Source organism: Cupriavidus necator (genome assembly GCF_013141915.1).
Classification (GTDB): domain Bacteria; phylum Pseudomonadota; class Gammaproteobacteria; order Burkholderiales; family Burkholderiaceae; genus Cupriavidus; species Cupriavidus necator_B.
In genome coordinates this window covers 1,067,848-1,091,553 of record NZ_SROX01000001.1, presented here as the reverse complement: position 1 = coordinate 1,091,553, position 23,706 = coordinate 1,067,848, and the positions used below count along the sequence as shown (strand labels likewise).

Below are 23,706 nucleotides of genomic sequence, written 5' to 3'. Positions count from 1 at the left end.
TGCCACAAAACGCCAATAAACAACGCAAAAAGCAACATGCGGTTTATCGTGCCAATTGCAGTGTCACGATGCCCAGCAGCACGAACGCGGTCGCCACCACGCGGCGGCGGTCGAAGGCCTCGCGCAGCAAGAAATATCCCAGCAGCGCGGCGAAAATCACGCTCGACTCGCGCAGCGCCGCCAGCTTGGCCACCGGTGCCATGGTCATCGCCCACAGCATCAGCGCATAAGAGCCCACGCGGTTGACGCCGCCGATCCACGCGCGCTTCCACTCCGTGCGCAGCAGCGCCACCAGCGCCATGCCGCGCCGGGCAAAGGCATAGCTGGGCATGAACACATGCGACATCGCCTGCAGCCAGACGATGTAGGTCAGGACCTCGCCATGGCGCTTGACCGCGGTGCCGTCGATCACGGTGCCGCCCGCCAGGCAGGCCCCGGCCAGCAGCGCAAAGCCGAGCAGGTCTGCCGGCTGCCGGCGCCAGTGCACCAGGCTGACCAGGCCGCAGCAAATGAGCGCGATGCCGGCATAGCCGCCTGGCCCCAGCCGTTCGCTGCCGGTCAGCAACAGCAGGATCGCCACCATCATCGGCGCCGAGCCGCGCATCAGCGGATAGGCCTGGCTGAAGTCGCCGCGGTTGTAGGCGGCCACCAGCGACAGCTTGTAGACCACCTCAAGCGCCACCGTGGCCAGCAGGAACGGCCACACCTGGGGCGCGGGCGGATGCACCAGGAACAGGAAGGGCAGGGCCACCAGCAGGCAGAAGGTGTCGATCAGCGCCATCGACGAGAGGCGGTCGCCGCCTATCTTGACGATGGCGTTCCACGACGCGTGCATCAGCGCCGACAGCATCACGGCGGCAAAGGCGAGGCCGTGGAAATCGGGGGGGAGGGACATGAAAAGAGGTTGTTCTTGTGGTCTGCTGGTGCGTTGGCACGCCCCACCGGTTTGCTCCCCTCTCCCGCGCGCGGGAGAGGAGAGCTTGCTGCTAGCGTGGGAGAACTAGCTTGTTGTCATGCTGCCTCCGCCAGCGGCGCCTGCATTGCGATCCCCATTTCCCGCAGCACTTCCCCGATCGCCGTCACCACGTTGCGCATCTCGTTGTCGTCGATGGCGCCGATGCAGCCCACGCGGAAGGTTTCCACCTGGGTCAGCTTGCCCGGATACAGGATGTAGCCGCGCTCGCGCACCTTGCTGTAGAACGTCTTGAAGTCATAGCGCGCATCCGCCGGCGCATGGAAGGTGACGATGATCGGCGCCTGTACCGCCGCCGGCAGGAAGGCGCGGAAGCCCAGCGCCGCCATGCCTTGCACCAGCGTGTCGCAGTTGCGGCGGTAGCGCGCGCCGCGCACCGGCTGGCCGCCTTCCTCCAGGAACTGGTCCAGCGCCGCGCGGAACGCCGCGACTACGTGCGTGGGCGGCGTGAAGCGCCACTGGGTGGTCTTCTGCATGTAGACATACTGGTCGTAGAGGTCGAGCGCCAGCGAGTGGCTGTTGCCCTGGCTGGCTTCCAGCACGTCCTGCCTCATCAGCACGAAGCCCATGCCGGGCACGCCCTCGATGCACTTGCCGGTGGCGGCCACCAGCGCGTCGAACGGCATGGTGCGGGCATCGATCTCGATCGCGCCGAACGAGCTCATGGCATCGACGATCAGGCCCTTGCCCAGCCGCTGGCACAGCAGGGCGATGTCCTGCAGCGGGTTGAGCACGCCGGCGCCGGTCTCGCAGTGCACCTGTGCCACGTGCGTGATCGACGGGTCGCGCCGCAGCGCCTCTTCGATCAGCGCGGCGCTGGCGGGCTGGTCTTCCGGAATCGGCAGTTCCACGCTGGGGCGCCCCAGCACCTTGCAGATCTTCAGGATGCGCTGGCAGTAGGCGCCGTTCTGCGGCACCAGCACCTTGCCGTCGCGCGGCACCACGTTGGCGATCGCTGCTTCCACCGAGAAGGTGCCGCTGCCCTGCATCGGCACGCAGACATGGGTGCCTTCGCCGTGGACGATGCGCACCAGATCGTCGCACAGGCTGCGCGTGATGGCGTTGAAGGCGGCGTCCCACGAGCCCCAGTCGCGCAGCATGGCCTGCTTGGTCGCGAGCGAGGTGGTCAGGGGGCCGGGGGTCAGAAGGATCGGGTCGTTGCCGCGGATCATGGTGAGCTCCTGATTGGGAAGGAGGGAAAGAGTAAAGATCAGTCGTTGCCCTGGCCCTGGCGCCAGGCTTGGGTCTTGCAATCGAGCACGCGTTGCAGCAGGTAATAGAGCAGGCAGGCGAAGGCCGAGGTCAGCACCACCAGCGTGGCCATCGCCGCGGCCGGGCCGATGTCGCCGGACTCGTCCAGGTTGACGATCTCCACCGAAGCCAGCTTGGTGTCGGCGCCGTACAGGAACACCACCGCCGAGACCGTGGTCATGGCATTGATGAACAGGTAGCGCGAGATCTCCAGGATGGCGGGCAGGCAGGCCGGCACCGTGACCTTGAAGAAGGTCTTGTAGAACGGCACCTTGAGCGACGCCGACACGGCCTCGAACTCGCTGTCGAGCTGCTTGAGCGCGGTCACCGCCGTCAGGTGGCACGACGCGTAATAGTGGACGATGGTCACCAGCACCAGGATCCCCAGGGTCTGGTACAGCCCGTGCATGGGGTTGGCCTGCGGCACGAAGAAGAAGATGTAGCCCAGCCCCAGCACCAGCCCCGGCACGCCCATCGGCAGCACCGCCATCAGCCGCACGAAGCTGCGCAGCCAGTCCATGCCACGGCTCTTCTCCAGCAAGTAGGCGGTGGCGAAGATGAACACCGGCCCGATCACCGCGGCCAGGCCCGCCATGCGCACGCTGTTCAGGTAGGAATCGACCACGCCGCCCTCGACCAGGCCCACCCGGTAATGGTTCAGCGACAGCGAGAAGTTGTACGGCCACAGCTTGACGAAGGACGCGTACACCGCCATGCCCATCACCGCCAGCATCAGCGCCGCCATCAGCCAGCAGAACACCGCCATGGCCAGGTCGTAGCGCGGGCTGCGGCGCGGCACATAGGGCACCGAGCGCGCCGACATCAGCGCCATCTGGCGGCGTTGCACGCGTGCGTCGACCCAGTATGTGACCGCCACCGGCACCAGCAGCATCAGCGACACCACCGCGCCTTGCGAGAAGTCCTGCATGCCGATCACCAGCTTGTAGATGTCGGTCGCCAGCATATGGAAGTTGCCGCCGATCACCTTGGGGATGCCGAAGTCAGAGATCGCATAGGTGAACACCACCATGGCGGCGCTGACCAGGCCGTAGCGCGCACCCGGCACGGTGATGGTGACGAACTTGCGCACGGTCGAGGTGCCGAGCGCGTCGGCGGCCTCGTACAGCCGCGCGTCGGTCAGCGACAGCGCCGTGATCAGGATCATCAGTGCGTGCGGAAAGGTGGCGAACACCAGCGAGGCGACGATGCCCAGCGGCCCGTAGATCTGCGTGCTGCCCATCCACGGCTTGAACAGCCCCTGGTTGCCGAACCAGAAGATGAACGAGATCGCCGCCAGCAGCGAAGGCGCCAGCAGCGGGATCAACGCCAGGTTGCGCAGCAGGCCCTTGCAGGCGATGCGGCTGCGCGTGAGCGCGTAGGCAAAGCCGAACGCCAGCGGCACCGTGATGCAGGTGGCAAGCGCCGAGACCCACAAGCTGTTCCACACCGAGCGCAGCAGCGCGGGCGACTTGAAGTAGGCGCGGAAGTGCGCGATGCCGGCCAGGCTGCCGTCGCGGTTCTGCACGCTCTTGGCCAGGATCATCACGATCGGCGCCAGCACGAAGCAGGCCAGCGCCAGCGCGGCCAGCGCCAGCAGCAGGTGGGCAAGGCGGTCGGTCCAGTGCGCGCGCACCGAGGTGGCGGCCAGCGCCGCTGGCGCGGGCTGCGCGCCGTGGCTGGCAGGCCCTGGCGGCACGCTGGCGGCGGGGGTGGCGGTGTCGGTAGCCGGCATGGTGGCAGACGTAGTGGCCGGCGCCGCAGTGAGGCTCATGCGCATGCGTGGCGGAAGATGCGAAGTCGGTCAGCGGGAATGGCCAGGCGCAGCCGGTCGCCGGTGTGCGGGCGCAGCTCATGCAGGTCATTGAGCGAAAGGTCGGCATACAGCGCGCTGCCCGTTGCGCCGGCGCCGCCTGGTGCCGCGGGCGCGGCGTCCGGCAGCCGCAGCGTCAGGCGCGAAAACGCGCCGAGAAATTCGATCTTGTCGACGGTGGCCTCGAGCACATTGGGGCCATGCTGTTCGATGCCGCGCACGCAGACGTCTTCCGGGCGGAAGAACACCTGCACGTCCTCGTCGGGGCAGCAGCCCACGGGCGCGGCGCAGCGCATGCGCACACCGCCCAGGTGCAGCTCGCCGTCGCCGCAGATGCGCGCGCCCAGCATGTTGGTCTTGCCGACGAAGTCCGCCGCGAACGGCGTGGCCGGACGCTGGTAGATCTGCGCCGGAGTGCCGACCTGCTCAATCGCACCCTGGTTCATCACCACGATGCGGTCCGCCATCGACAACGCCTCTTCCTGGTCGTGCGTGACCAGGATGGTGGTGATGTTCAGCCGCTGCTGCAGCGCGCGGATCTCGCTGCGCAGCCGCACCCGCACGCGCGCGTCGAGTGCCGACAGCGGCTCGTCCAGCAGCAGCAGGCCGGGCGAGGTGGCCAGCGCGCGGGCAATTGCCACGCGCTGCTGCTGGCCGCCCGACAGCTGCGCCGGGTACTGGTTGCCGCGGTCCGGCAGTCCCACCAGGGTCAGCAGCTCGGCCACGCGCGCGCGGCGCTGGTCGCGCGGCATGCGCCGGTTGACCAGGCCGTAGGCCACGTTGTCGGCCACCGTCAGGTTTGGGAACAGCGCGTAGGACTGGAACACGATGCCGTAGTCGCGCTCCATCGGCGGCAGCGTGGAAATGTCGCGCCCGCCCTGGCGGATGGTGCCGGCGCTCTGCGATTCCAGCCCGGCGATGATGCGCAGCAGCGTTGTCTTGCCGCAGCCCGACGGGCCCAGGAAGCACAGCAGCTCGCCCTGGCGCACGTCGAGGTCGATATGGTGGAGCGCGACAAAGGCACCGCTGCTGCCGCCGAAGCGCTTGTGGATGCCTTTCAGGCTGAGGTAGGTCTCGGCCGTGGATGTGGAGGTCTGCATGGCGTGGGCCTGTGTGTTCTGTTAGGGGACCCGGCGCCGCCTGCCCGCAAAACGGGCCGGCGGCGCCTGTACAGGACGGCGCTCAGGGCTGCTTTTCCGACTTGCTGGCGTAGCGCTTCTGCCATTCAGTCAGCACCCGCTCGCGGTTCTTGGCGATGTAGCTGAAATCGTTCTTGACCAGCATCTGCTCGTAGTTGGCCGGGATGGTCTCCACTTTGCGCGCCACGCCCGGGTAAGCCACGATGGCCCAGTCCCTGGCGAACAGCTGGTTGGCTTCCTTGCTGGCAAGCCAGTCCAGGTAGCGCTGCGCGGCCTCCATCTTCTTGGTGCCCTTGACGATGCCGGCGGCCTCCATGTCGTAGCCCAGGCCCTCCTTCGGGAAGATCATCTCGATCGGCGCGCCCGAGGCCAGTGTCTTGTGCGCGCGCAGCTCGAACGAAACGCCGATCGGGAATTCGCCGGCGCCTGCCTGCTTGCAGGGCTTGGAGCCGGAATGCGTGTATTGCGCGATGTTCTCGTGCAGCGCGTCCATGTATTTCCAGCCGTCCTGCTCGCCGAAGAGCTGCAGCCAGGCGGTCACGTCGAGGAAGCCGGTGCCGGAAGAGGCCGGGTTGGGCATCACGATGGCGCCCTTGTAGACCGGCTTGGCCAGGTCCTTCCAGGTTTCGGGGCGCGGCAGGTTGCGCTTCTTGGCCTCGACGGTGTTGAAGCAGATGGTGGCACCCCAGACGTCCAGGCCCACCCATGACGGCGGATTGGCCTTGTCGCTGTAGTCGCGCGTGAGCTTCTCGAAACCCTTGGGGGTGTACGGCGTCAGCATCCCTTCCTGCTTGAGCAGTTCCAGGCTCGACGCCGCCAGCCCGGCGATCACGTCGGCCTGTGGGTTGGTTTTTTCGGCCAGCGCCTTGGCGGTGATGACGCCGGTGGAGTCGCGCACGTATTTCAGTTCGATATCGGGCGCCACCTTGGCAAAGCCCTCGGCATAGGGCTTGAGGGTCTCGGTCTCCCACGCCGTGTAGACGGTCAGCGTGGTCTTCTGGGCCAGCGCGGTGCCGCTGGCGGCTAGCGCAAGCACGGCGGCGGCGGTGCGCAGGGTGTTGGTGAAGGACGGTTGCATGGGGACTCCTTCCGGCATTGTAGGTGGAGAAATGTGTCAATGTGGTGAATCTGTTGCAATGCCATGGGGCGCGCTGCACAACATTGAATCACCATAAAACCCTTGTGCTACAACACTTGCAAAACATATGCCCAACTTCTTGCCGGCTGCGTGCCACCCGTTGCTCTGCGCCGATGTCTTGATTGTTGACAATATACAAACCGCTTGCTTTAATGGCAATAAGGATTTTCGATATTGCTGAATCCGTCACAAACGGGAGTTTTCATGTCACGCCAAGCGCCGCTGGCGAGCGAAATCACCATCCTGCAGAGCCAGTCCCTGACGACGCTGGTGCAGCGGGAACTGGAGTTGCGGATCATGTCGGGCGAGCTGGCACCCGGGGCCAAGCTCAACGAGATCGAAGTCGCGGGGCAGCTCAATGTGTCGCGCGGGCCGGTGCGGGAAGCCTTCCGTGCGCTGGAGCAGGCCGGGTTGCTGCGCACCGAGAAGAACCGCGGCGTATTCGTGCGTGCCATCTCGGTGGAGGAAGCCGATGAAATCTATGAACTGCGTGCCGTGCTGGATGAGTTCATCGGCCGGCAACTGGCTGCCCGCATCACGCCCGAGGACTTGCGCGAATTGCGCGCACTGGTGGAGGCGCTGGATGCGGCCAGCCAGGCGCGCGATGTCGATGAATACACGCGCCTGAACCTGGCGTTCCACGACCGCATGGTCGCGCTGGCCGGCAACCGCAAGCTGCTCGACACCTACCGGCGCCTGGTCAAGGAGCTGACGCTGTTCCGGCGCGAGGCGCTGTCGCGCAGCCACGCCGCCATGCCCGATTCCACCCGCGAGCATCGCGCCATCGTCTCGGCGATTGCCGCGCGCGACGGCGAACTGGCCGCGCGGCTGATGCGCGAGCACGTCGAGCGCGGCCGCGCGCGCATGCATGCCGCGGTGGCCTCATCCGGCACCGATGCCGCCGCCTGAACCTGACCGAATCCACTGCCGCTACCGCCTTACCGACCGCGATCCCGCACAGGAACCAACCATGCCTGAGACCAACGCCCGCACTATTACCGTCAACCAGCGCAGCTACCGCTGGATGCAGCAGCCCGTCGTGGTGGTCTGCGTCGACGGTTGCGAGTTCGATTATCTCGAAGCCGCCGCCGCCAGCGGCCGCGCCCCTTACCTGAAGCGCCTGCTGGACAGCGGCTCCGCCTTCCGCGGCGCCTGCGTGGTGCCGACCTTCACCAATCCCAACAACCTGTCCATCGTCTGCGGCGCGCCGCCGGCGGTGCACGGCATCTGCGGCAATTACTTCTTCGACCGCAGCGCCAATGGCGGGCGCGGCGAGGAAGTGATGATGAACGACCCCAAGTACCTGCGCGCCGGCACCATCCTGGCCGCCTTTGCCGAGGCCGGCGCCAGCGTCGCCGTGGTCACCGCCAAGGACAAGCTGCGCCGGCTGCTGGGCCACGGCATGCGCGGCATCTGCTTCTCGTCGGAGAAGGCCGACCAGGCCACGCTGGCGGAAAACGGCATCGACGGCGTGCTGGAACTGGTGGGCATGCCGGTGCCGGATGTCTACAGCGCCGAGCTGTCCGAATTCGTTTTCGCCGCTGGCGTGCGCCTGATGGAGACGCGACGCCCGGACCTGATGTACCTGTCCACCACGGACTATATCCAGCACAAGTTCGCGCCCGGCTCGGATGGTGCCAATGCTTTCTACGCGATGATGGACAAGTACCTGGCGCGGCTGGACGAACTGGGCTGCGTGGTGGCGCTGACCGCCGACCACGGCATGAATGCCAAGCACGACGAGGCCACCAAGGCGCCCAACGTGATCTACCTGCAGGACCACCTGGACGCCTGGCTTGGGCGCGGCGTGGAAGACGGCGGCGCGCGCGTGATCCTGCCGATCACCGATCCGTACGTGGTCCACCACGGCGCGCTGGGTTCCTACGCCACCATCTACCTGCCCGACGATGCCGACCTGGCCGCTATCCAGGCGCGCCTGTCAGACCTGCAAGGCGTGGAGAGCGTGCTGACCAATGCCGAGGCCTGCGCGCGCTTCGAGCTGCCGCCCGACCGCGTCGGCGATCTTGTTGTCACCAGCGACCGGCACGTGGTGCTGGGCACCAGCCGCAGCCGCCATGACCTGTCCGGCCTGGACGCGCCGCTGCGCTCGCACGGCGGCGTGTCGGAGCAGACCGTGCCGCTGGTGTTCAACCGCGCCACCGCCGGCATTCCCGGCAAGGCCGTGCTGCGCAATTTCGACATCTTCGATGTCGCGCTGAACCACCTGCACTGAACGCGTGGATCGTATCGAGCGGTTCGGGCACGCAGCTTGAGTCTGCTGTTCGAGCCGCTGTCTGAGCCTGTATTGACCGGAGGAGACTCATGAACGCCCCCCAATTTCCCGCTGGCGCCGTCAGCCCCCACTTCCGCGCCGAGGCACTGCGCATCGATGGCCAGAAGATCGTGCGCGAGCGCGTGATCGAAGTGCGCAATCCGTTTGACGGCGCGCTGGTCGGCACCGTGCCGAAGGCCACGCTCGAGGACGTGCGCCGCGCCTTCGAGGTGGGCCAGGCCTACCGCGCCACGCTGACGCGCTATGAGCGCGCCGCCATCCTGAACCGCGCCGCGGCCCTGCTGCGCGAGCGTACCGAGGAGGCGTCGGACCTGATCACGCTCGAGTCCGGCCTGTCCAAGAAGGATTCGCTGTACGAGATCGGCCGCGTCGCCGACGTGCTGGGCTTTGCCGCCACCGAGGCGCTGCGCGACGACGGCCAGCTATTCTCGTGCGACCTGACGCCGCACGGCAAGAAGCGCCGCGTGATGACCCAGCGCGAGCCGCTGATGGGAGTGATCTGCGCGATCACGCCGTTCAACCACCCGATGAACCAGGTCGCGCACAAGGTGGCGCCTTCGATCGCCACCAACAACCGCATGGTGCTCAAGCCGTCGGAAAAGGTGCCGCTGTCGGCGTTCTACCTGGCCGACCTGCTGTATGAGGCGGGCCTGCCGCCGCAGATGCTGCAGGTGGTCACCGGCGACCCGCGCGAGATCGCCGACGAGCTGATCACGCACCCCGCGGTGGACCTCGTCACCTTTACCGGCGGCGTGGCGATCGGCAAGTACATTGCGAGCAAGGCTGGCTACAAGCGCGTGGTGCTGGAACTGGGCGGCAACGACCCGCTGATCGTCCTGGACGACGCCGACCTGGAGCGCGCCTCGGACCTGGCGGTGCAGGGTTCGTACAAGAATTCGGGCCAGCGCTGCACCGCGGTCAAGCGCATGCTGGTGCATCAGGCCGTGGCGGGTCGCTTCACCGAGCTGGTGGTGGAGAAGACCCGCGCCTGGAAGTATGGCGACCCGATGGACCGCGGCGTCGACATGGGCACCGTGATCGACGAACAGGCCGCGCAGCTGTTCGAAGCCCGCGTCAACGAGGCGGTGGCGCAGGGCGCGCGCCTGCTGGCGGGCAACCAGCGCAATGGGGCCAGCTACTCGCCCACCGTGCTGGACCGCGTCGATCCGTCGATGACGGTGGTGCGCGAGGAAACCTTTGGTCCGGTATCGCCGATCATCACCTTCCGCGACGTCGACGACGCCATCCGGATTTCCAACGGCACCGCGTTCGGGCTGTCGTCCGGCGTATGCACCAACAATATCGAGGCGTTCACCAAGATCGCCAATGCGCTCCATGTGGGCACGGTCAACCTGTGGGAAGTGCCTGGCTACCGCATCGAACTGACGCCGTTCGGCGGCATCAAGGATTCGGGGCTGGGGTACAAGGAGGGGGTGCAGGAGGCGGCGAAGAGCTTTACCAATCTGAAGACGATTACGCTGCCGTGGGGGTGAGGCGCCGGAAAGCGTGACAGCTACGGCCGGTTTGCTCCCCTCTCCCGCAAGCGGGAGAGGGGAGCATGCAAGCGGTTGTTCGGGGCACGGCGCCTTGGCACGCCAAGGATAGGCTGCGCTAGAATCAGCCCCCAAGTTCCCGATCCTCCCGGAGTCACCGTGCTCGCCGAACAACGGCAGAAATACATCCTCGACCAGCTCTCCGCGACCGGCGCGCTGGCCATCAGCGAGCTGGTGAGCGAACTCGACGTGTCGCGCGAGACCATCCGGCGCGACCTCAACGCGCTGGCCACGCGCGGGCTGCTGGTGCTGACCCATGGCGGCGCGCTGGCGCCGGACCGCACCGAGCCCGATACCCAGACGCGCGCGCTGGTCAATGCCGAAGGCAAGCGCGCCATCGGCGTGCGCGCGGCCGAGCTGGTGCGCGACGGTGCTTCGCTGATCCTGGACTACGGCACCACCACGCACGCGGTGGCGCAGGCGCTGCATGGGCACCACAACCTGCTGGTCTACACCAACGATCTCGCCATCGCCCAGCTGCTGGGGCGGCGCAACGGCAACCGCGTGATCGTGCTGGGCGGCGAGCTGCAGGACAACGAAGACGCCACGCACGGCTGGGACACCATCGAGCAGCTGTCGCGCTACCACACCGACTTTGCCTTTATCGGCATCGGCGGCATCACGCCGCGCGGCGAAATCTGCGATTTCTCGCGCGCCGCGGCCGAGCTGCGCAGCCGCATGCTGCTGGCCGCGGACGTGGCCTGCGTGGTGGCCGACCATACCAAGTTCGGCCGCAACACCGGCATCACGATCAAGCACGCCGAACTGGCGGCCTGGGTCATCACCGACATGGCGCCGGAGCCTGAGCTGGGCGCGGCCCTGAAGGAACGGGGCAACAAGCTGCTGATTGCGTAACGACGTCGCTGCCTCAGCCCGGCGGCATGTCTATGTCCGCTGATCGCACGGAAATCCCCTTGCTGTCGCACCAAAATGCGGCTTTGACGCCGCTGTCACAGGTGTTTTGACTGTCGAGTGCCCCACACCGGTGCTAAAGTGCTGAGTTGTCGGACAGGCATGGCCCGCCCTGGTTGTCCTAACAATGCGGAGGCGACCCACCTTCCATCGGCGCAACGCCAGACGGCACCGCAGACCGGCACCCAGCCGGCAAGGCTGCCGGATCACTGCCACTCCAGCACAGCAAGAGACATTCGTGAATTCTCCTTCCCTTGACGCATTTCTGGCGGGGGTTGCCCGCCGCGACCCCAATCAACCCGAATTCCTCCAGGCCGTGAAGGAAGTCATGATGACGCTGTGGCCCTTCGTCGAGCGCAACCCGCGCTACGCCGACCAGGCCCTGCTCGAGCGGCTGGTGGAGCCCGAGCGCGTGATCCAGTTCCGCGTGGCGTGGACCGACGACCAGAACCGCGTGCAGGTCAACCGCGCATTCCGGGTGCAGCACAGCTCGGCGATCGGGCCGTTCAAGGGCGGCATGCGCTTCCACCCGACCGTGAACCTGTCGGTGCTGAAGTTCCTGGGTTTCGAGCAGACCTTCAAGAACGCGCTGACCACGCTGCCCATGGGCGGCGGCAAGGGCGGCTCGGACTTCGATCCCAAGGGCAAGTCCGACGGTGAGGTGATGCGCTTCTGCCAGGCGCTGGTGACTGAGCTGTACCGCCACCTGGGCCCCGACACCGACATCCCGGCCGGCGACATCGGCGTGGGCGCGCGCGAAGTCGGCTTCATGGCCGGCATGATGAAGAAGCTGTCGAACCAGTCGGCCTGCGTCTTTACCGGCAAGGGCCTCGCCTACGGCGGCAGCCTGATGCGCCCGGAGGCCACCGGCTACGGCACGGTCTACTTTGCGCAGGAAATGCTGCACCGCCGCGGGCGCGGCTTCGACGGCCTGCGCGTGCTGATTTCCGGTTCGGGCAACGTAGCGCAGTATGCGGCCGAGAAGGCCATCGAGCTGGGCGCCAGGGTGCTGACGCTGTCCGACTCCGGCGGCGTGCTGCACTACCCGCAGGGCATGACCACCGAACAGGTGGCCGAAGTCATGGCCTTCAAGAATGAAGAACGCGGCCGCCTGTCGGACTTCGCCGCGCGCCACGGCATGACCTTCGAGGCCGGCCGGACGCCTTGGCACGTGCCCGCCGATGTGGCGCTGCCGTGCGCCACCCAGAACGAACTGGACGGCAACGACGCCGAGACCCTGCTTGGCAACGGCGTGATCTGCGTGGCCGAAGGCGCCAACATGCCGTCGACGCTGGAAGCGGTGGATCGCTTTGTCGACGCGAAGATCCTGTATGCGCCGGGCAAGGCCAGCAACGCCGGCGGCGTTGCCACCTCGGGGCTGGAGATGTCGCAGAACGCCATGCGCCTGTCGTGGCACCATGCCGAGGTCGACGAGAAGCTGCACGCGATCATTAAGGACATCCACCAGAACTGCATTCACCACGGCCAGAAGGCGGATGGCTACATCAACTACGTGGAAGGCGCCAACATCGCCGGCTTCGTCAAGGTGGCCGACGCCATGCTGGCGCAAGGCGTAATCTGACCTGCAGTAGCGGCCGGCGCAATGCCGGCCGACATATACCTGCGGCGCAAGCGACGGATGGCGTCAGGATCGGTCAGCTTTGCTCCCCGGCCCGCTGGCATAGCAGAAACGACAGGCACAGGCTCAGGAACACGCCTGCGAAGGCCTCGTAGAACGGCACCCGCGGCCTGGCTGGCATCAGGAGGGTGAAGATGCAAAGGTTTAGCAGCAAGAGGCCGGCGACTGCCCCGGCCGCCCGGCCGTACCGGCGCCGAAGGATCGATGGTGCCAGCAAGTACTTCGGCGCCAGGATGCCGAGCACGATGGCTATGTAGCAAAGCATGGCAATGCCGCAGGCATTGATTTGGAAATCGGAAAGCATCAGCGTCCCTGCCATCTGCGGCGAACCTCGTTGTTGTAGTAGCCCGGATAGTCCCTCTCGACCTTGCAGCACAGCAGTGCAAACCAGACACTCATGACGGGGCCGTAGCACGCCTCGTAGAGCGTTGGCACCCCGTCGCCCGCGAAGAAGCCCCTGAGAACAAAATAGTTGGCGGCAAATACCGCGCACAGTGAGATGAGCGTCCAGAGATAACGCTCGCCATAGACGAACGGAAACACCAGGAGTCTCGGGACAAAGTAGAAGAAGACAAAGCAGGAATAGACTGCCTTGAGCTTCTCGTAGTCAGTGATGCCATATTCCATCGCCGCCCCTGTGATTGGCCGGCGCCAGGTGCCACCGGCCTTGTGGTGGTCTAACCCTTCAGCAAGCCAGGCCGGCGGCCCCGCATTTTGTCCGCGTCGGCTCGGGAAGCATGGGGATAAAGGTCGCGGCGCCGGTGGCGAGCATGGCTCCTACTGGCGGCATCGTGGCCGCAATGCTTCCGACGACACCCGCGGTGAAGCCGGTGCCGGCGGTCCAGACGAGGCCTCCTGCGGTTGGGTTGGGGGTGTTCACCCAATAGGTGGCGCCATTGGCAATCGCGCCGCTCACTGCCGCAACGCCGGCAATGACCACCGGCGCAACCGAGCCCTCAACCGATTCCATTTCGGTCACCGACAACTGGCTGATATGCATTCCCGCGGTGTTATCCATTTGCTCGATATCGCTGAACGTCACGGGCGTAGAGGCCCACGCAGCGCAGCACAGGCTAGCTAGCGCAACGGCGACCGAAACTCCAGGTATGACTCGCATCGATTCCTCTCCTTGAAATCAAAGTGTTACTGCAGACGTTCCCTTTCGGGCATCGCGCCCAGCTTCACCACTGTGCCGAGCGTTACCTGTGCACCGCCGTAGCCGCTGATATTGGCGTTGGCGCTGAGCGATATGGTGGTGCGGTCGCTGGCTCGGTAGCCCAGGCCGAAGACCAGTGCGGTTTGTGTATTGCGTTGTGACGGCAGGCTTCGCGAGCTGTCCTCGGCTTGCTGCAATTGCCAGTTGATGCCGCCGTAGAGGGTGACGGTCTCGTTTGCGGCAAAGCCGACCTGCGGCGTCAGCATCAGCACGTTGCCTGGCCTGCCGGCCTTGTCATGGCGCGGCAGGTTCAGGCGATATGAAGCGTTCAGGCTGAGCACCACCGGGTCGATGGTGCGATAGAGCGTGCCGCCGGCAGTGAAGCTGCTGAAGTACGAAGTGGCATCGTGACTATGCTCCACCGCGCCGGTTTCCAGGTAGGCCACCAGTCCGGGGCTGCCTCTCTCCTTCAGGAAGCGATGGCTGATGGCAAGCGACAGGCTGGAGAAGTTGGTGCTGTTGCTGGACTGATGATTGAAGCCTTCCAGTAAGGTCCGTTCGTTGGTATATGACCCGGTGCCTGAGAACGACAGCTCCGTGTTGGCCGAGTGCCCGTAGCGCAGGCCGGCATATGCCACTAGCGAATCCACATTGCGGGTCTTCGGCACTACGCCGGTTGCCACCGGGATGACGTTCTGGCCCACCTGGATATAGATCGGGCCGCGCGCGGCCGTGCCAGTCGCTTTGTGGTTGAAGTAGGAGAGACCGGCGTCGGCGCGCCAACGATTCTGTGCGGTCAGCAATTCCTCCAGTGTTGGCACGATTTGTGCCGACGCCGGACACGGGGCAAGGGCGGCAGTGGCGGCGACCATCCGGGTCAGGCGGCGGATCATGGCTGGAAGGGTCTTAGTGTTAGTCCGCCAAACCTGGCGGGAATCGGTCGCATGAAATCCGGATTGCCGGCCTGGCCCGCTCGGCGCGGTAGGACCACCAGCACGCGGCCGGGGTAGTGCCGGCTGGGACGGGTCGTCCACAGCTGTAGGAAATCGGGGATGGCATAAATGCGGTTGCCCAGCGATGGGTCGGCCAGCGCCACTGAGTCCGCATCGACGCTGCGCAGGACGGAGAAGTGGTTGTCGTTGCCCGTATGGAGAAAGACGATGACCGGCAGCCTGAGTTGCCGCAGCGCCTCCAGCGACAGCGCGTAGCCGCGCGCTTCGTAGCCGAAGTGACTGGCGGCGGCCGACAGGCTGCTGAGCGTTGCGGGGCCCCAGGCTGAGATCTGCTTCAGGATGGCAGCTTCGTCAACGGCGTCGCCGTAGTAGTGCTGCAGCAGAGTGGCCAGCGCGGCGGCACCGCAGGAATAGTCGAACTGCTGCTTGACCACGCCGTCATCGCGCATCGCCTTCCATGAACGCATGGCAGGCGTGCCTGCCACGTTGGCCTGTGCGACCTGGGCAAGTGTCAGTGCGAGGATAGAAATAAGCCGGCGCTTCATGCTGGGGCGTCTGGAGACAAGTCGCGAGGTGCAGCGCTGAGATGAGAATGGTTCTCGTTGCTGTGGATGTGCTGCAGGTTAGCGGCGCCAGCGGGTCTGGCGAGACGGCCGATTCTGCGAGTTGACGCAGCGGTGGCTGCTTGGTGCGGCGACATGTCTTCGGACCCCGGAGAATCTTCGCGGTCGAAGCGACGGTAGCGAATAGTTCAGCCCCTCATCACCGCGGTGCTGGCGTTGTGGCTGATCGGCCGGCGCCGCGCGAGTGGCAGGGCATCGCGCCGGTGTGGGCGGCGTTATCGCACGCGTGTATGGGTTTGCCAATGCCGGCTGCGGCCAGCGGGACGCGTGGCGCTAGGTGCCGGAAGGCGGGGGATCACTGAACGAACCGATGCGGAGAACGCGAATGCGGCTACGATAGCGGTGATCATTCACCCGCACAGGAAGCGAGCGCCATGCTGGAACTCAGACCAGGCTGCGAACACTGCAACAAGCCCCTGCCACCGGATTCCGCCGAAGCGCGCATCTGCTCATACGAATGCACCTTCTGCGCAGGCTGCGTCGAGCTGCTCGCCAACGTCTGCCCGAATTGCGGGGGTGGGTTCGCGCCGCGGCCGGTGCGACCGGCGCGGGACTGGAAGAACGGTAATTACCTGGGCAACGACCCGGCCGGTACCAAGGTGAAGCACCGGCCGGTGGACCTTGCCGCGCATGCCCGCCTGGTCGAGGCGGTGGGCCAGGTCCTGCCCGAGCGACGCTAGCCTTTGGATTTCGGCTGGAGCAGTTCGCCAGCCTCCTTCACGTTCTGCTCGGCGCGCTTGCTGATGACCGCAAGCGCCTCGGCTTGCGCCTTTTGCGCGGTCTCGGCCAGCGCGCGCATGTTTTCCAGCGCCTGGTGCAGTTGCTGTTGCACGAACTCGCTGTGCCGGGCCATGGCCTCGGCCGGATTGCCCGCCGTTCCATACTGCTGGGCGGCCGCCTGCAGCTGCTGCATGGTCTGGGCGAAGATCTCCTGCTGCTTCTTCACGACGGCCTGCATGCCTTCATAGGCCAGCCGGTTGGCCTCGGTCAGGGCCTCGATATCCTTGCGGCGTGCTTCGATTACCGCGCTCATGTCCACGCCCGGCAGGCGGAACTGTTCCATCATCCTGGTGAAATCTGCAAAGGGGTTGGGAGGCGTGGCCATGCTGGGTCTCCTGGGGGAAGGACTGGCAGGTCGGCCGGCGGCTGGGATGGCATGTCCTTTGGCCGGGATCCTGTCCACTATAGCCGGTATCCGCACACTTCTGGCCGTCAATCGAGGAAGACCCTAAAGTTAGCGCCCCCCATGCCGTTGGCATCCATAGCCCGCCTGTGCGTCGGCCCGACCCGGCCCGCGCCCCGCGGACGATGAGAGCGAAGAGCGCTGCGCCGAGCCGTCTCGTGCGCGGCAGCACTTCGCCATGACCAATGCTAATCAGGTAGAAGATATGAAGAATCTAGGTATCGGGGTTCGCCTCGGCATCGGTTTTGGGGTGGTATTGCTGCTGGCGGCGCTTATGACGGGTTTGGGCATGCTGCGGCTGCAGCAGGTGGCCGAGCGCACTCACGCCATGATGCAACAGCCGCTGACCAAGGAGCGACTGGTCAGTGACTGGTACCGCCTGATGCATACCAGCGTGCGCCGCACCACCGCCGTGGCGCGCAGTGCCGACCCATCGCTGGGCGCGTTCTTCGCGGCCGAGACCAAGGCCTCGATCGACGGCATTGCCGCCTTGCGCGACAAGCTGCAGCCGCTGCTTGCCTCGGAACAGGAAAAGGCCGCGTTCCAGAAGATCCTGAGCGTGCGCGAGCCGTATAACAACGGCCGCGACAAGATCACCAGGCTCAAGCAGGAAGGCCTGACCGAGGAGGCCAACCAGGTGCTGGAGAAAGAATTCGTCCCCGCCGGCGACGCCTACCTGGCCGAGATCCAGAAGCTGCTCGACATCCAGCGCGCCAGCATCGACGCCACCGCACGCGAGATCAACGGCATCTACGTCAACGCGCGCAATAGCCTGATCGGGCTGGGCGTGGTGGTGCTGGGTATCGGCATTGCCTTCTCGGTCTGGCTGACCAGCGGCATTACGCGCCCGCTGCATCGCGCCGTGGCCGTGGCCCGCACCGTCGCTTCCGGCGACCTCACCAGCCGCATCGACGTCGACAGCCGCGACGAAACCGGCCAGTTGCTGCAGGCGTTGGCGGACATGAACGCCAATATCCTGCGCATCGTGCGTCAGGTGCGCGACGGCACCGAATCGATCGTATCGGGCACCAGCCAGATCGCGGCTGGCAACACCGACCTGTCTCAGCGCACCGAGGAACAGGCTTCGTCGCTGCAGCAGACCGCGGCCAGCATGGAAGAGCTGACCAGCATTGTGCGGCAGAACGCCGACAACGCGCGCCAGGCCAGCACGCTCGCGGTCAATGCCTCGGATATCGCCGAGCAGGGCGGCGAAGTCGCGGGCAAGGTGGCCGAGACCATGGCAGAGATCAACGGCGCGTCGAAGAAGGTGGTCGACATCATCGCCGTGATCGAGGGCATTGCGTTCCAGACCAATATCCTGGCGCTGAATGCCGCGGTGGAAGCGGCGCGCGCTGGCGAGCAGGGCCGGGGCTTTGCGGTGGTGGCGGGCGAAGTGCGAACGCTGGCGCAGCGCAGCGCGACCGCGGCCAAGGAGATCAAGGCACTGATCGGCGATTCGGTGGACCGAGTCGAAAAGGGCTCCATGCTGGTGACGCAGTCGGGCCAGACCATGGAAGAGATCGTCGCGGCGGTCAAGCGCGTGACCGACATCATGGGCGAGATCAGCGCCGCATCGGCTGAGCAGAGCTCGGGCATCGAGCAGGTGAACCAGGCAGTGACGCAGATGGATACGGTGACGCAGCAGAACGCGGCCCTGGTGGAACAGGCGGCCGCGGCGGCGGGTTCGCTGGAGGAGCAGGCGCAGCGGCTGAAGGAGGCGGTGGCGACGTTCAGGCTCGCGGCTTGATCGCGAGCCGCTGGTTTCCTCCCTTCTCCCGCAGGCGGGAGAAGGGAGGAAACCAAGCCGAGCGGAAGCTACCGCGCCTGCAAAAACTCCCCGACCTCCAGCAACACCAGTTCATTGTCATCCGCGCGATTGGGTTCGCGGCTGCTGCTGAAGGGCAGGTTGTTGTCGTTGCCGACCACGATGTGCGTGGCGTCGACCACTTCGACGTTCTCGATGGTAAAGAACGGGAACGCCAGCATCCCATCGGTCAGTGGCTTGCGCGCCAGCTTGCGCGGGTCGGCAATGCGCAGCAGGTCGACATAGCCGATCTTGCGCAACGGCCCGCCGGCATTGGCGTCGGTCAGTTCGACCTTGTAGACCCGCTTGAACTTCGCCACCTCATCGAAGCAATCCGGCCGCTTCTGCCCGGCGGGGCAGGCCTTGTCGGGTGTGCCCTCGCCGTTGTCGCGCTCGATGATCAGGCCGGTATTGGCGTCGATCATGTTGAAGTCGCCGATGGCGTGGCTCGCGTCTTCAGGCACGTACTTCCAGTGGCGGCCGGTCCAGGCCTGCTGCTTCACGTCGAATTCCAGCACGCGCAGGTAGGGTTTGCCGGCTTCGCTCTCGTAGCGCTTCGCGGCGTCGTTCCAGAGCGAGCCTTCCAGCAGCGCATACAGCTTGCTGCCGTCGGGCGACGCGGCCATGCCCTCGAAGCCCTTCGAACGCTTCACCTGGAACTTGATGCCGGCGTCCGGCGCGGCGGGCGTGGTCACCGCCGGATGATCGGGCGAGCGCACCACCTTGCCGTCGACCATGGTTTCGAACACCGCCAGCACCTTGCCGTCCATGTCGGCCTTGATCAGGAACGGGCCAAACTCATCGCCGATCCAGATGGCGCCCCCCGCGAACTGAAAGCTCTCGGTATCGAAGTCCGAGCCGGTCAGGTAGCGCTGCTTCGTGCCCTCATGGACGATGCGGAACGGCACCCTCTTGTCCGGATCGTGCAGGAAGATCGTCTTCAGCCGCCGGAACTGGCCGGTGCCGAAATCCACCTGATAGTGGTTCAGGTACAGCATGAAGTCAGGCGAGTTGGCCTTGGCGCCCGCGCCGTTGTCGGTCAGCAGCCAGAAGCTGCCGTCGGCCATGCGCTTGATGCCGGAATGTCCCTGCGCCGGCTGGCCGCGGAATGGCAGCGAGACGCCGGTGGGCCGGCCGTTGGACTTGCCTTCAATCGTGCCCGGCGCCTCCGTGCGCTGCGCGGTGGTGAACTTGCCGCTGACCTGCAGATCTGCCGGAGCATCCTTGGGCGCGGCCAGCAAGGTTTGCGCGGGCAGCACCGCATGGCCGGCGAGCGTGGCGGGGAAGGCTTCGGGCGCATCGGCCCATGCGGGCAGCGCGCCAAGCAGCGCCGCGGCCACGGTGAGCCGGGCAAGCGGCAGGGCAGGCAAAGGGTGGGACATGAACGGTTCCTTGGCGTTGAGAGGACAAAAGCCAACATTGTCGGCGCCCAGTTTGACAGCTCTGTGATCCGTCGGGCGCACTTCAAGCATGACCCGCTTGGCACCAACTTGTCCCGAAGTGTCAAATCGAATGCTGGACCGGCACCGTTCGGGTGCAATGGGCGAAAGCTGGCGCCGCCAGGCTGGACGCCGGCCCGATTTTCTTTCCGATTGCCGCGCAAAATGCGTTGGTTTTCAGATTCCTGAAAGCAAACTGAGGCAAAATTCTACTTTTCGCCGAGTTTGTTGCCCTGACCGTGACCCGGCAGGCAGAAGTCCTACCCACCGATAGAGGATCTGAGAGAACCAATGAGTACCCAGCAACCCACCATCATCTACACGCTGACCGACGAAGCCCCGCTGCTGGCGACCAGTGCGTTCCTCCCGATCATCCAGACCTTCACCAAGCCGGCCGGCATCAACGTGACCACCAGCGATATCTCGGTGGCCGGCCGTATCCTGGGCGAGTTCCCCGAATTCCTGACCGAAGCACAGCGCGTGCCGGACAACCTGGCCGAGCTGGGCAAGCTGACGCAGCTGCCGGACACCAACATCATCAAGCTGCCGAACATCTCGGCCTCGGTGCATCAGCTGGTCAGCGCCATCCGCGAACTGCAGGGCAAGGGCTACAAGGTGCCCGACTATCCGGAAGACCCGAAGACCGACGAAGAAAAGGCCATCCAGAAGCGCTATTCCAAGTGCCTGGGCAGCGCCGTGAACCCGGTCCTGCGCGAAGGTAATTCCGACCGCCGCGCCCCGGCCGCGGTCAAGAACTACGCGCGCAAGCACCCGCACAGCATGGGCGAGTGGAGCATGGCCTCGCGCACGCACGTGGCCCACATGAAGCACGGCGACTTCTATCACGGCGAAAAGTCGATGACGCTCGACAAGGCCCGCGACGTCAAGATGGAGCTGCTCACCAAGAGCGGCAAGACCATCGTGCTCAAGCCCAAGGTGTCGCTGCTGGACGGCGAGATCATCGACAGCATGTTCATGAGCAAGAAGGCCCTGTGCGCCTTCTATGAAGAGCAGTTCGAAGACGCGCGCAAGACCGGCGTGATGCTGTCGCTGCACGTCAAGGCGACCATGATGAAGGTGTCGCACCCGATCGTGTTCGGCCACGCCGTCAAGATCTTCTACAAGGAGGCCTTCGCCAAGCACGGCGCGCTGTTCGATGAACTGGGCGTCAACGTCAACAACGGCCTGGTCAACCTGTACGAGAAGATCGAGTCGCTGCCCAGCTCCAAGCGCGAAGAGATCATCCGCGACCTGCACGCCTGCCACGAGCATCGCCCGGAACTGGCGATGGTGGATTCGGCCAAGGGCATCTCGAACCTGCACGCGCCGAACGACGTGATCGTCGATGCCTCGATGCCCGCCATGATCCGCATCGGCGGCAAGATGTGGGGCGCCGACGGCCGTCCGAAGGACACCAAGGCGGTGATCCCGGAAAGCACCTTCGCCCGCATCTACCAGGAAATCATCAACTTCTGCAAGACCAACGGCAATTTCGACCCGACCACCATGGGCACCGTGCCGAACGTCGGTCTGATGGCGCAGAAGGCCGAAGAGTACGGCTCGCACGACAAGACCTTCGAGATCGCCGAAGACGGCGTCGCCAATATCGTCGACCTGGCCACCGGTGAAGTGCTGCTGACGCAGAACGTGGAAGCGGGCGACATCTGGCGCATGTGCCAGGTCAAGGACGCGCCGATCCGCGACTGGGTCAAGCTGGCCGTCACGCGTGCGCGCAACTCGGGCATGCCGGCGGTGTTCTGGCTGGACCCGTACCGTCCGCACGAGGCCGAGCTGATCAAGAAGGTCGAGACCTACCTGAAGGACTACGACACCACCGGCCTCGACATCCAGATCATGTCGCAGGTGCGCGCCATGCGCTATACGCTGGAACGCGTGATCCGCGGCCTGGACACCATCTCGGTGACCGGCAACATCCTGCGCGACTACCTGACCGACCTGTTCCCGATCATGGAACTGGGCACCAGCGCCAAGATGCTGTCGATCGTGCCGCTGATGGCCGGTGGCGGCATGTATGAAACGGGCGCCGGCGGCTCGGCGCCGAAGCATGTCAAGCAACTGGTGGAAGAGAACCACCTGCGCTGGGATTCGCTCGGCGAGTTCCTGGCGCTGGCGGTGTCGCTGGAAGACGTCGGCATCAAGACCGGCAACGCCCGCGCCAAGATCCTGGCCAAGACGCTCGACGCCGCCACCGGCAAGCTGCTCGACAACAACAAGAGCCCGTCGCCCAAGACCGGCGAGCTGGACAACCGCGGCAGCCAGTTCTATCTGGCGATGTACTGGGCCCAGGAACTGGCCGCGCAGTCGGACGACGCGGAACTGGCCGCCAGGTTCGCGCCGCTGGCAAAGACGCTGGCCGACAACGAGAAGAAGATTGTCGGTGAACTCGCTGCGGTGCAGGGCCAGCCGGTGGACATCGGCGGCTACTACCAGCCGGACGCCGCCAAGCTCAGCGCTGCGATGCGCCCGAGCCAGACGCTCAACGCCGCGCTGGCCTCGGTCGCAGCCTGAGCTGTCGGTCCGCCTTGCGGGCCGGCACTAACCCAAAACCCCGGACCCTCGTCCGGGGTTTTTTCTTTGCGCGGCAAGTCCGCCTATGGCTGCTGTGTTTCCGTAACGATGTCCCAACCCTGTTCCGGGCCGCTCTTCTGGTCGCGGTAAGTCCACAGGGCGCCGCAGTCCTGGCAGACAAAGCTGCTGATGGTGACGGCCGCAGAGCGCGGCGGCTTGATGCGTTGGGTATCGGTGATGCGCAGCGCGGCGTGCCCGGGGGCGCCGCGCACATGGCGTTCGATAGCCTGGCAGGCAGTGCAGAGTGTCATCCGTGTGTGGTTCCGTTCGATGGGCCACTGTAGCACGCTGCCGCAATCGGGCGGGGAGACCCTCAATCCGCACTTTCGGGTGAAGTTTATTGACATGGCAGGGGGCGACCTGTATAAGGGTGGATGCAGGATCTTTCAAGCAGCAATCTAGAAGTCCAGGTGCTTGCCCACACGGCGCCACTTTTTCTCCTTGTGTCTTCCTTGATCGTCATGCCTTGCCGGCGCTTTTGCCGGTGAGAAAAACTTATTGAGGAATCCAACATGGAAACCGGTACCGTCAAGTGGTTCAACGATTCGAAGGGTTTTGGCTTCATTACGCCTGATGCAGGCGGCAACGACCTGTTCGCGCACTTCTCCGAAATCCAGGGCAACGGCTTCAAGTCGCTGGCAGAAGGCCAGAAGGTGCGTTACGTTGCCGGCGTCGGCCAGAAGGGCCCGGCCGCAACCAAGATCGAGCCGATCTGAATTGCACCGAACCTGTTGAGCTGAGCGCCCCAGCGCCAGTTCGATGAAAAGAAGCTCCGCCATGGCGGAGCTTTTTTATTTTGGCCGCCATGAGGCTCGCCGATGGCGAAATAAAGCCACTGCGCACCCTTCAACAGGCGTAGAGTGGGGGCAACACCACCATCCCGGCGGAGGCTGCCATGGATATCTATCCGGCTGCGACTTACAAGGGGTATGACCTTTACCCCCTGGTGTACAAGCACACCATCACACGCGTGTGGCCAGAGCCGCGGCCCGACCGCTCGTTCGATGCGGCGGTGGTGATCTGCCTCGAAGGCGAGTCGCCGGAAGGCGCGCAAGCGCGCACGTTCCGCCTGGTCGCCACGCCGTGGGACAACGTCGGTGGTGCACGCCGTGGTGTGCTGCGCTATGCCGAGGCCATCATTAACGGCGCGGTGCCGGGGCTTTCGGTGGCATCGTCCGCTTTGCCTGCCTCCTGAGTCAGGCCTGGCGCCAGTCCTGGATTTTCTTCCCCATCAACGCGGCACGATGCCGC

23 protein-coding genes are annotated in these 23,706 nt (G+C 65.4%); 10 read left to right on the top strand and 13 right to left on the bottom strand.

Going from position 1 to position 23,706, the window contains the following annotated elements; translation table 11 throughout:
* Positions 1-43 precede the first annotated feature (43 nt).
* The 5 genes from E5S69_RS04860 to E5S69_RS04840 form a co-directional block, all read right to left on the bottom strand.
* Complete coding sequence (locus E5S69_RS04860) at positions 44-895, bottom strand: EamA family transporter (protein WP_171513852.1); 852 nt, start codon at positions 893-895, stop codon at positions 44-46.
* 116 nt (positions 896-1,011) lie between these two features.
* Positions 1,012-2,145 carry a 2-aminoethylphosphonate--pyruvate transaminase gene (locus E5S69_RS04855; protein ID WP_171513851.1) on the bottom strand — a complete coding sequence of 378 codons (1,134 nt, stop codon included), beginning with the start codon at positions 2,143-2,145 and terminating at the stop codon, positions 1,012-1,014.
* A gap of 38 nt (positions 2,146-2,183) precedes the next feature.
* A complete protein-coding gene (locus tag E5S69_RS04850; RefSeq protein ID WP_171513850.1) occupies positions 2,184-4,001 on the bottom strand; it encodes a putative 2-aminoethylphosphonate ABC transporter permease subunit in 1,818 nt (605 codons plus the stop codon).
* A complete protein-coding gene (locus tag E5S69_RS04845) occupies positions 3,992-5,134 on the bottom strand; it encodes a putative 2-aminoethylphosphonate ABC transporter ATP-binding protein (RefSeq protein WP_171513849.1) in 1,143 nt (380 codons plus the stop codon). The genes E5S69_RS04850 and E5S69_RS04845 overlap by 10 nt, the downstream gene beginning before the upstream one ends.
* 82 nt (positions 5,135-5,216) lie before the next feature.
* On the bottom strand, positions 5,217-6,251 hold the full coding sequence (locus E5S69_RS04840; protein WP_171513848.1) for a putative 2-aminoethylphosphonate ABC transporter substrate-binding protein: 1,035 nt from the start codon (positions 6,249-6,251) through the stop codon (positions 5,217-5,219).
* A 264-nt stretch (positions 6,252-6,515) separates the two neighbouring features.
* Here E5S69_RS04840 and E5S69_RS04835 point away from each other — a divergent pair, with 264 nt between their 5' ends.
* The 5 genes from E5S69_RS04835 (at position 6,516) to gdhA (ending at position 12,651) form a co-directional block, all read left to right on the top strand.
* Positions 6,516-7,220: a phosphonate utilization associated transcriptional regulator gene (locus tag E5S69_RS04835; RefSeq protein ID WP_171513847.1), complete on the top strand. Its 705-nt coding sequence runs from the start codon at positions 6,516-6,518 to the stop codon at positions 7,218-7,220.
* A 61-nt stretch (positions 7,221-7,281) separates the two neighbouring features.
* Positions 7,282-8,544, top strand: a complete 1,263-nt coding sequence (gene phnA / locus E5S69_RS04830) for a phosphonoacetate hydrolase (protein WP_171513846.1) — start codon at positions 7,282-7,284, stop codon at positions 8,542-8,544.
* An 89-nt stretch (positions 8,545-8,633) separates the two neighbouring features.
* Complete coding sequence (phnY, locus tag E5S69_RS04825) at positions 8,634-10,097, top strand: phosphonoacetaldehyde dehydrogenase (RefSeq protein WP_171513845.1); 1,464 nt, start codon at positions 8,634-8,636, stop codon at positions 10,095-10,097.
* A gap of 159 nt (positions 10,098-10,256) precedes the next feature.
* Positions 10,257-11,012, top strand: a complete 756-nt coding sequence (locus E5S69_RS04820) for a DeoR family transcriptional regulator (protein ID WP_171513844.1) — start codon at positions 10,257-10,259, stop codon at positions 11,010-11,012.
* Between the two features lie 295 nt (positions 11,013-11,307).
* Positions 11,308-12,651, top strand: coding sequence for an NADP-specific glutamate dehydrogenase (gdhA, locus tag E5S69_RS04815; protein WP_171513843.1), 1,344 nt, complete (start codon positions 11,308-11,310; stop codon positions 12,649-12,651).
* A 73-nt stretch (positions 12,652-12,724) separates the two neighbouring features.
* On the opposite strand, the gene E5S69_RS04810 is transcribed toward gdhA, so the two are convergent.
* From E5S69_RS04810 to E5S69_RS04790, 5 genes are all read right to left on the bottom strand, one after another.
* Positions 12,725-13,027, bottom strand: a complete 303-nt coding sequence (locus E5S69_RS04810) for a hypothetical protein (protein ID WP_171513842.1) — start codon at positions 13,025-13,027, stop codon at positions 12,725-12,727.
* Positions 13,012-13,335, bottom strand: a complete 324-nt coding sequence (locus tag E5S69_RS04805) for a hypothetical protein (protein WP_171513841.1) — start codon at positions 13,333-13,335, stop codon at positions 13,012-13,014. The genes E5S69_RS04810 and E5S69_RS04805 overlap by 16 nt, the downstream gene beginning before the upstream one ends.
* A gap of 58 nt (positions 13,336-13,393) precedes the next feature.
* Positions 13,394-13,750 carry a hypothetical protein gene (locus E5S69_RS04800; RefSeq protein WP_171513840.1) on the bottom strand — a complete coding sequence of 119 codons (357 nt, stop codon included), beginning with the start codon at positions 13,748-13,750 and terminating at the stop codon, positions 13,394-13,396.
* Positions 13,751-13,851: 101 nt separating this feature from the next.
* Complete coding sequence (locus E5S69_RS04795) at positions 13,852-14,757, bottom strand: hypothetical protein (RefSeq protein ID WP_171513839.1); 906 nt, start codon at positions 14,755-14,757, stop codon at positions 13,852-13,854.
* Entirely contained in the window at positions 14,754-15,362 is a 609-nt protein-coding gene (locus E5S69_RS04790) for a C39 family peptidase (protein ID WP_171513838.1), read from the bottom strand. Before E5S69_RS04790 ends, E5S69_RS04795 begins: the two co-directional genes overlap by 4 nt.
* Before the next feature lie 452 nt (positions 15,363-15,814).
* Here E5S69_RS04790 and E5S69_RS04785 point away from each other — a divergent pair, with 452 nt between their 5' ends.
* Positions 15,815-16,120, top strand: coding sequence for a DUF1272 domain-containing protein (locus E5S69_RS04785; protein WP_171513837.1), 306 nt, complete (start codon positions 15,815-15,817; stop codon positions 16,118-16,120).
* Here the strand turns inward: E5S69_RS04785 and E5S69_RS04780 are convergent.
* Positions 16,117-16,545 (bottom strand): phasin family protein, encoded by a 429-nt coding sequence (locus E5S69_RS04780; protein WP_171513836.1) that lies wholly within the window; start codon positions 16,543-16,545, stop codon positions 16,117-16,119. The two genes, E5S69_RS04785 and E5S69_RS04780, sit on opposite strands and share 4 nt — an antisense overlap.
* Positions 16,546-16,828: 283 nt before the next feature.
* Here E5S69_RS04780 and E5S69_RS04775 point away from each other — a divergent pair, with 283 nt between their 5' ends.
* Positions 16,829-18,370 carry a methyl-accepting chemotaxis protein gene (locus tag E5S69_RS04775; RefSeq protein ID WP_171513835.1) on the top strand — a complete coding sequence of 514 codons (1,542 nt, stop codon included), beginning with the start codon at positions 16,829-16,831 and terminating at the stop codon, positions 18,368-18,370.
* 68 nt (positions 18,371-18,438) lie between these two features.
* Here the strand turns inward: E5S69_RS04775 and E5S69_RS04770 are convergent, their stop codons facing one another.
* Entirely contained in the window at positions 18,439-19,809 is a 1,371-nt protein-coding gene (locus E5S69_RS04770; RefSeq protein WP_171513834.1) for an esterase-like activity of phytase family protein, read from the bottom strand.
* A 348-nt stretch (positions 19,810-20,157) separates the two neighbouring features.
* Here E5S69_RS04770 and E5S69_RS04765 point away from each other — a divergent pair, with 348 nt between their 5' ends.
* Positions 20,158-22,395, top strand: coding sequence for an NADP-dependent isocitrate dehydrogenase (locus E5S69_RS04765; RefSeq protein WP_171513833.1), 2,238 nt, complete (start codon positions 20,158-20,160; stop codon positions 22,393-22,395).
* Between the two features lie 83 nt (positions 22,396-22,478).
* Here the strand turns inward: E5S69_RS04765 and E5S69_RS04760 are convergent, their stop codons facing one another.
* Complete coding sequence (locus E5S69_RS04760) at positions 22,479-22,706, bottom strand: hypothetical protein (protein WP_171513832.1); 228 nt, start codon at positions 22,704-22,706, stop codon at positions 22,479-22,481.
* Between the two features lie 261 nt (positions 22,707-22,967).
* On the opposite strand from E5S69_RS04760, the gene E5S69_RS04755 reads away from it, so the two are divergent.
* Complete coding sequence (locus tag E5S69_RS04755) at positions 22,968-23,171, top strand: cold-shock protein (protein ID WP_112775604.1); 204 nt, start codon at positions 22,968-22,970, stop codon at positions 23,169-23,171.
* A 179-nt stretch (positions 23,172-23,350) separates the two neighbouring features.
* Positions 23,351-23,650 (top strand): hypothetical protein, encoded by a 300-nt coding sequence (locus E5S69_RS04750; RefSeq protein WP_171513831.1) that lies wholly within the window; start codon positions 23,351-23,353, stop codon positions 23,648-23,650.
* The last annotated feature ends 56 nt before the right edge of the window (positions 23,651-23,706 follow it).

What these genes read in the sequence shown, in the direction of transcription:
- phnA (WP_171513846.1), top strand. Translation starts at nt 7,282, where the DNA reads ATGCCTGAGACCAACGCCCGCACTATTACCGTCAACCAGCGCAGCTAC.
- phnY (WP_171513845.1), top strand. Translation starts at nt 8,634, where the DNA reads ATGAACGCCCCCCAATTTCCCGCTGGCGCCGTCAGCCCCCACTTCCGC.
- E5S69_RS04770 (WP_171513834.1), bottom strand. Translation starts at nt 19,809, where the DNA reads ATGTCCCACCCTTTGCCTGCCCTGCCGCTTGCCCGGCTCACCGTGGCC.
- E5S69_RS04765 (WP_171513833.1), top strand. Translation starts at nt 20,158, where the DNA reads ATGAGTACCCAGCAACCCACCATCATCTACACGCTGACCGACGAAGCC.
- E5S69_RS04790 (WP_171513838.1), bottom strand. Translation starts at nt 15,362, where the DNA reads ATGAAGCGCCGGCTTATTTCTATCCTCGCACTGACACTTGCCCAGGTC.
- E5S69_RS04835 (WP_171513847.1), top strand. Translation starts at nt 6,516, where the DNA reads ATGTCACGCCAAGCGCCGCTGGCGAGCGAAATCACCATCCTGCAGAGC.
- E5S69_RS04805 (WP_171513841.1), bottom strand. Translation starts at nt 13,335, where the DNA reads ATGGAATATGGCATCACTGACTACGAGAAGCTCAAGGCAGTCTATTCC.
- E5S69_RS04840 (WP_171513848.1), bottom strand. Translation starts at nt 6,251, where the DNA reads ATGCAACCGTCCTTCACCAACACCCTGCGCACCGCCGCCGCCGTGCTT.
- E5S69_RS04860 (WP_171513852.1), bottom strand. Translation starts at nt 895, where the DNA reads ATGTCCCTCCCCCCCGATTTCCACGGCCTCGCCTTTGCCGCCGTGATG.
- E5S69_RS04750 (WP_171513831.1), top strand. Translation starts at nt 23,351, where the DNA reads ATGGATATCTATCCGGCTGCGACTTACAAGGGGTATGACCTTTACCCC.
- E5S69_RS04780 (WP_171513836.1), bottom strand. Translation starts at nt 16,545, where the DNA reads ATGGCCACGCCTCCCAACCCCTTTGCAGATTTCACCAGGATGATGGAA.
- E5S69_RS04795 (WP_171513839.1), bottom strand. Translation starts at nt 14,757, where the DNA reads ATGATCCGCCGCCTGACCCGGATGGTCGCCGCCACTGCCGCCCTTGCC.
- E5S69_RS04850 (WP_171513850.1), bottom strand. Translation starts at nt 4,001, where the DNA reads ATGCGCATGAGCCTCACTGCGGCGCCGGCCACTACGTCTGCCACCATG.
- E5S69_RS04755 (WP_112775604.1), top strand. Translation starts at nt 22,968, where the DNA reads ATGGAAACCGGTACCGTCAAGTGGTTCAACGATTCGAAGGGTTTTGGC.
- E5S69_RS04775 (WP_171513835.1), top strand. Translation starts at nt 16,829, where the DNA reads ATGAAGAATCTAGGTATCGGGGTTCGCCTCGGCATCGGTTTTGGGGTG.
- E5S69_RS04785 (WP_171513837.1), top strand. Translation starts at nt 15,815, where the DNA reads ATGCTGGAACTCAGACCAGGCTGCGAACACTGCAACAAGCCCCTGCCA.
- E5S69_RS04855 (WP_171513851.1), bottom strand. Translation starts at nt 2,145, where the DNA reads ATGATCCGCGGCAACGACCCGATCCTTCTGACCCCCGGCCCCCTGACC.
- E5S69_RS04845 (WP_171513849.1), bottom strand. Translation starts at nt 5,134, where the DNA reads ATGCAGACCTCCACATCCACGGCCGAGACCTACCTCAGCCTGAAAGGC.
- E5S69_RS04810 (WP_171513842.1), bottom strand. Translation starts at nt 13,027, where the DNA reads ATGGCAGGGACGCTGATGCTTTCCGATTTCCAAATCAATGCCTGCGGC.
- E5S69_RS04760 (WP_171513832.1), bottom strand. Translation starts at nt 22,706, where the DNA reads ATGACACTCTGCACTGCCTGCCAGGCTATCGAACGCCATGTGCGCGGC.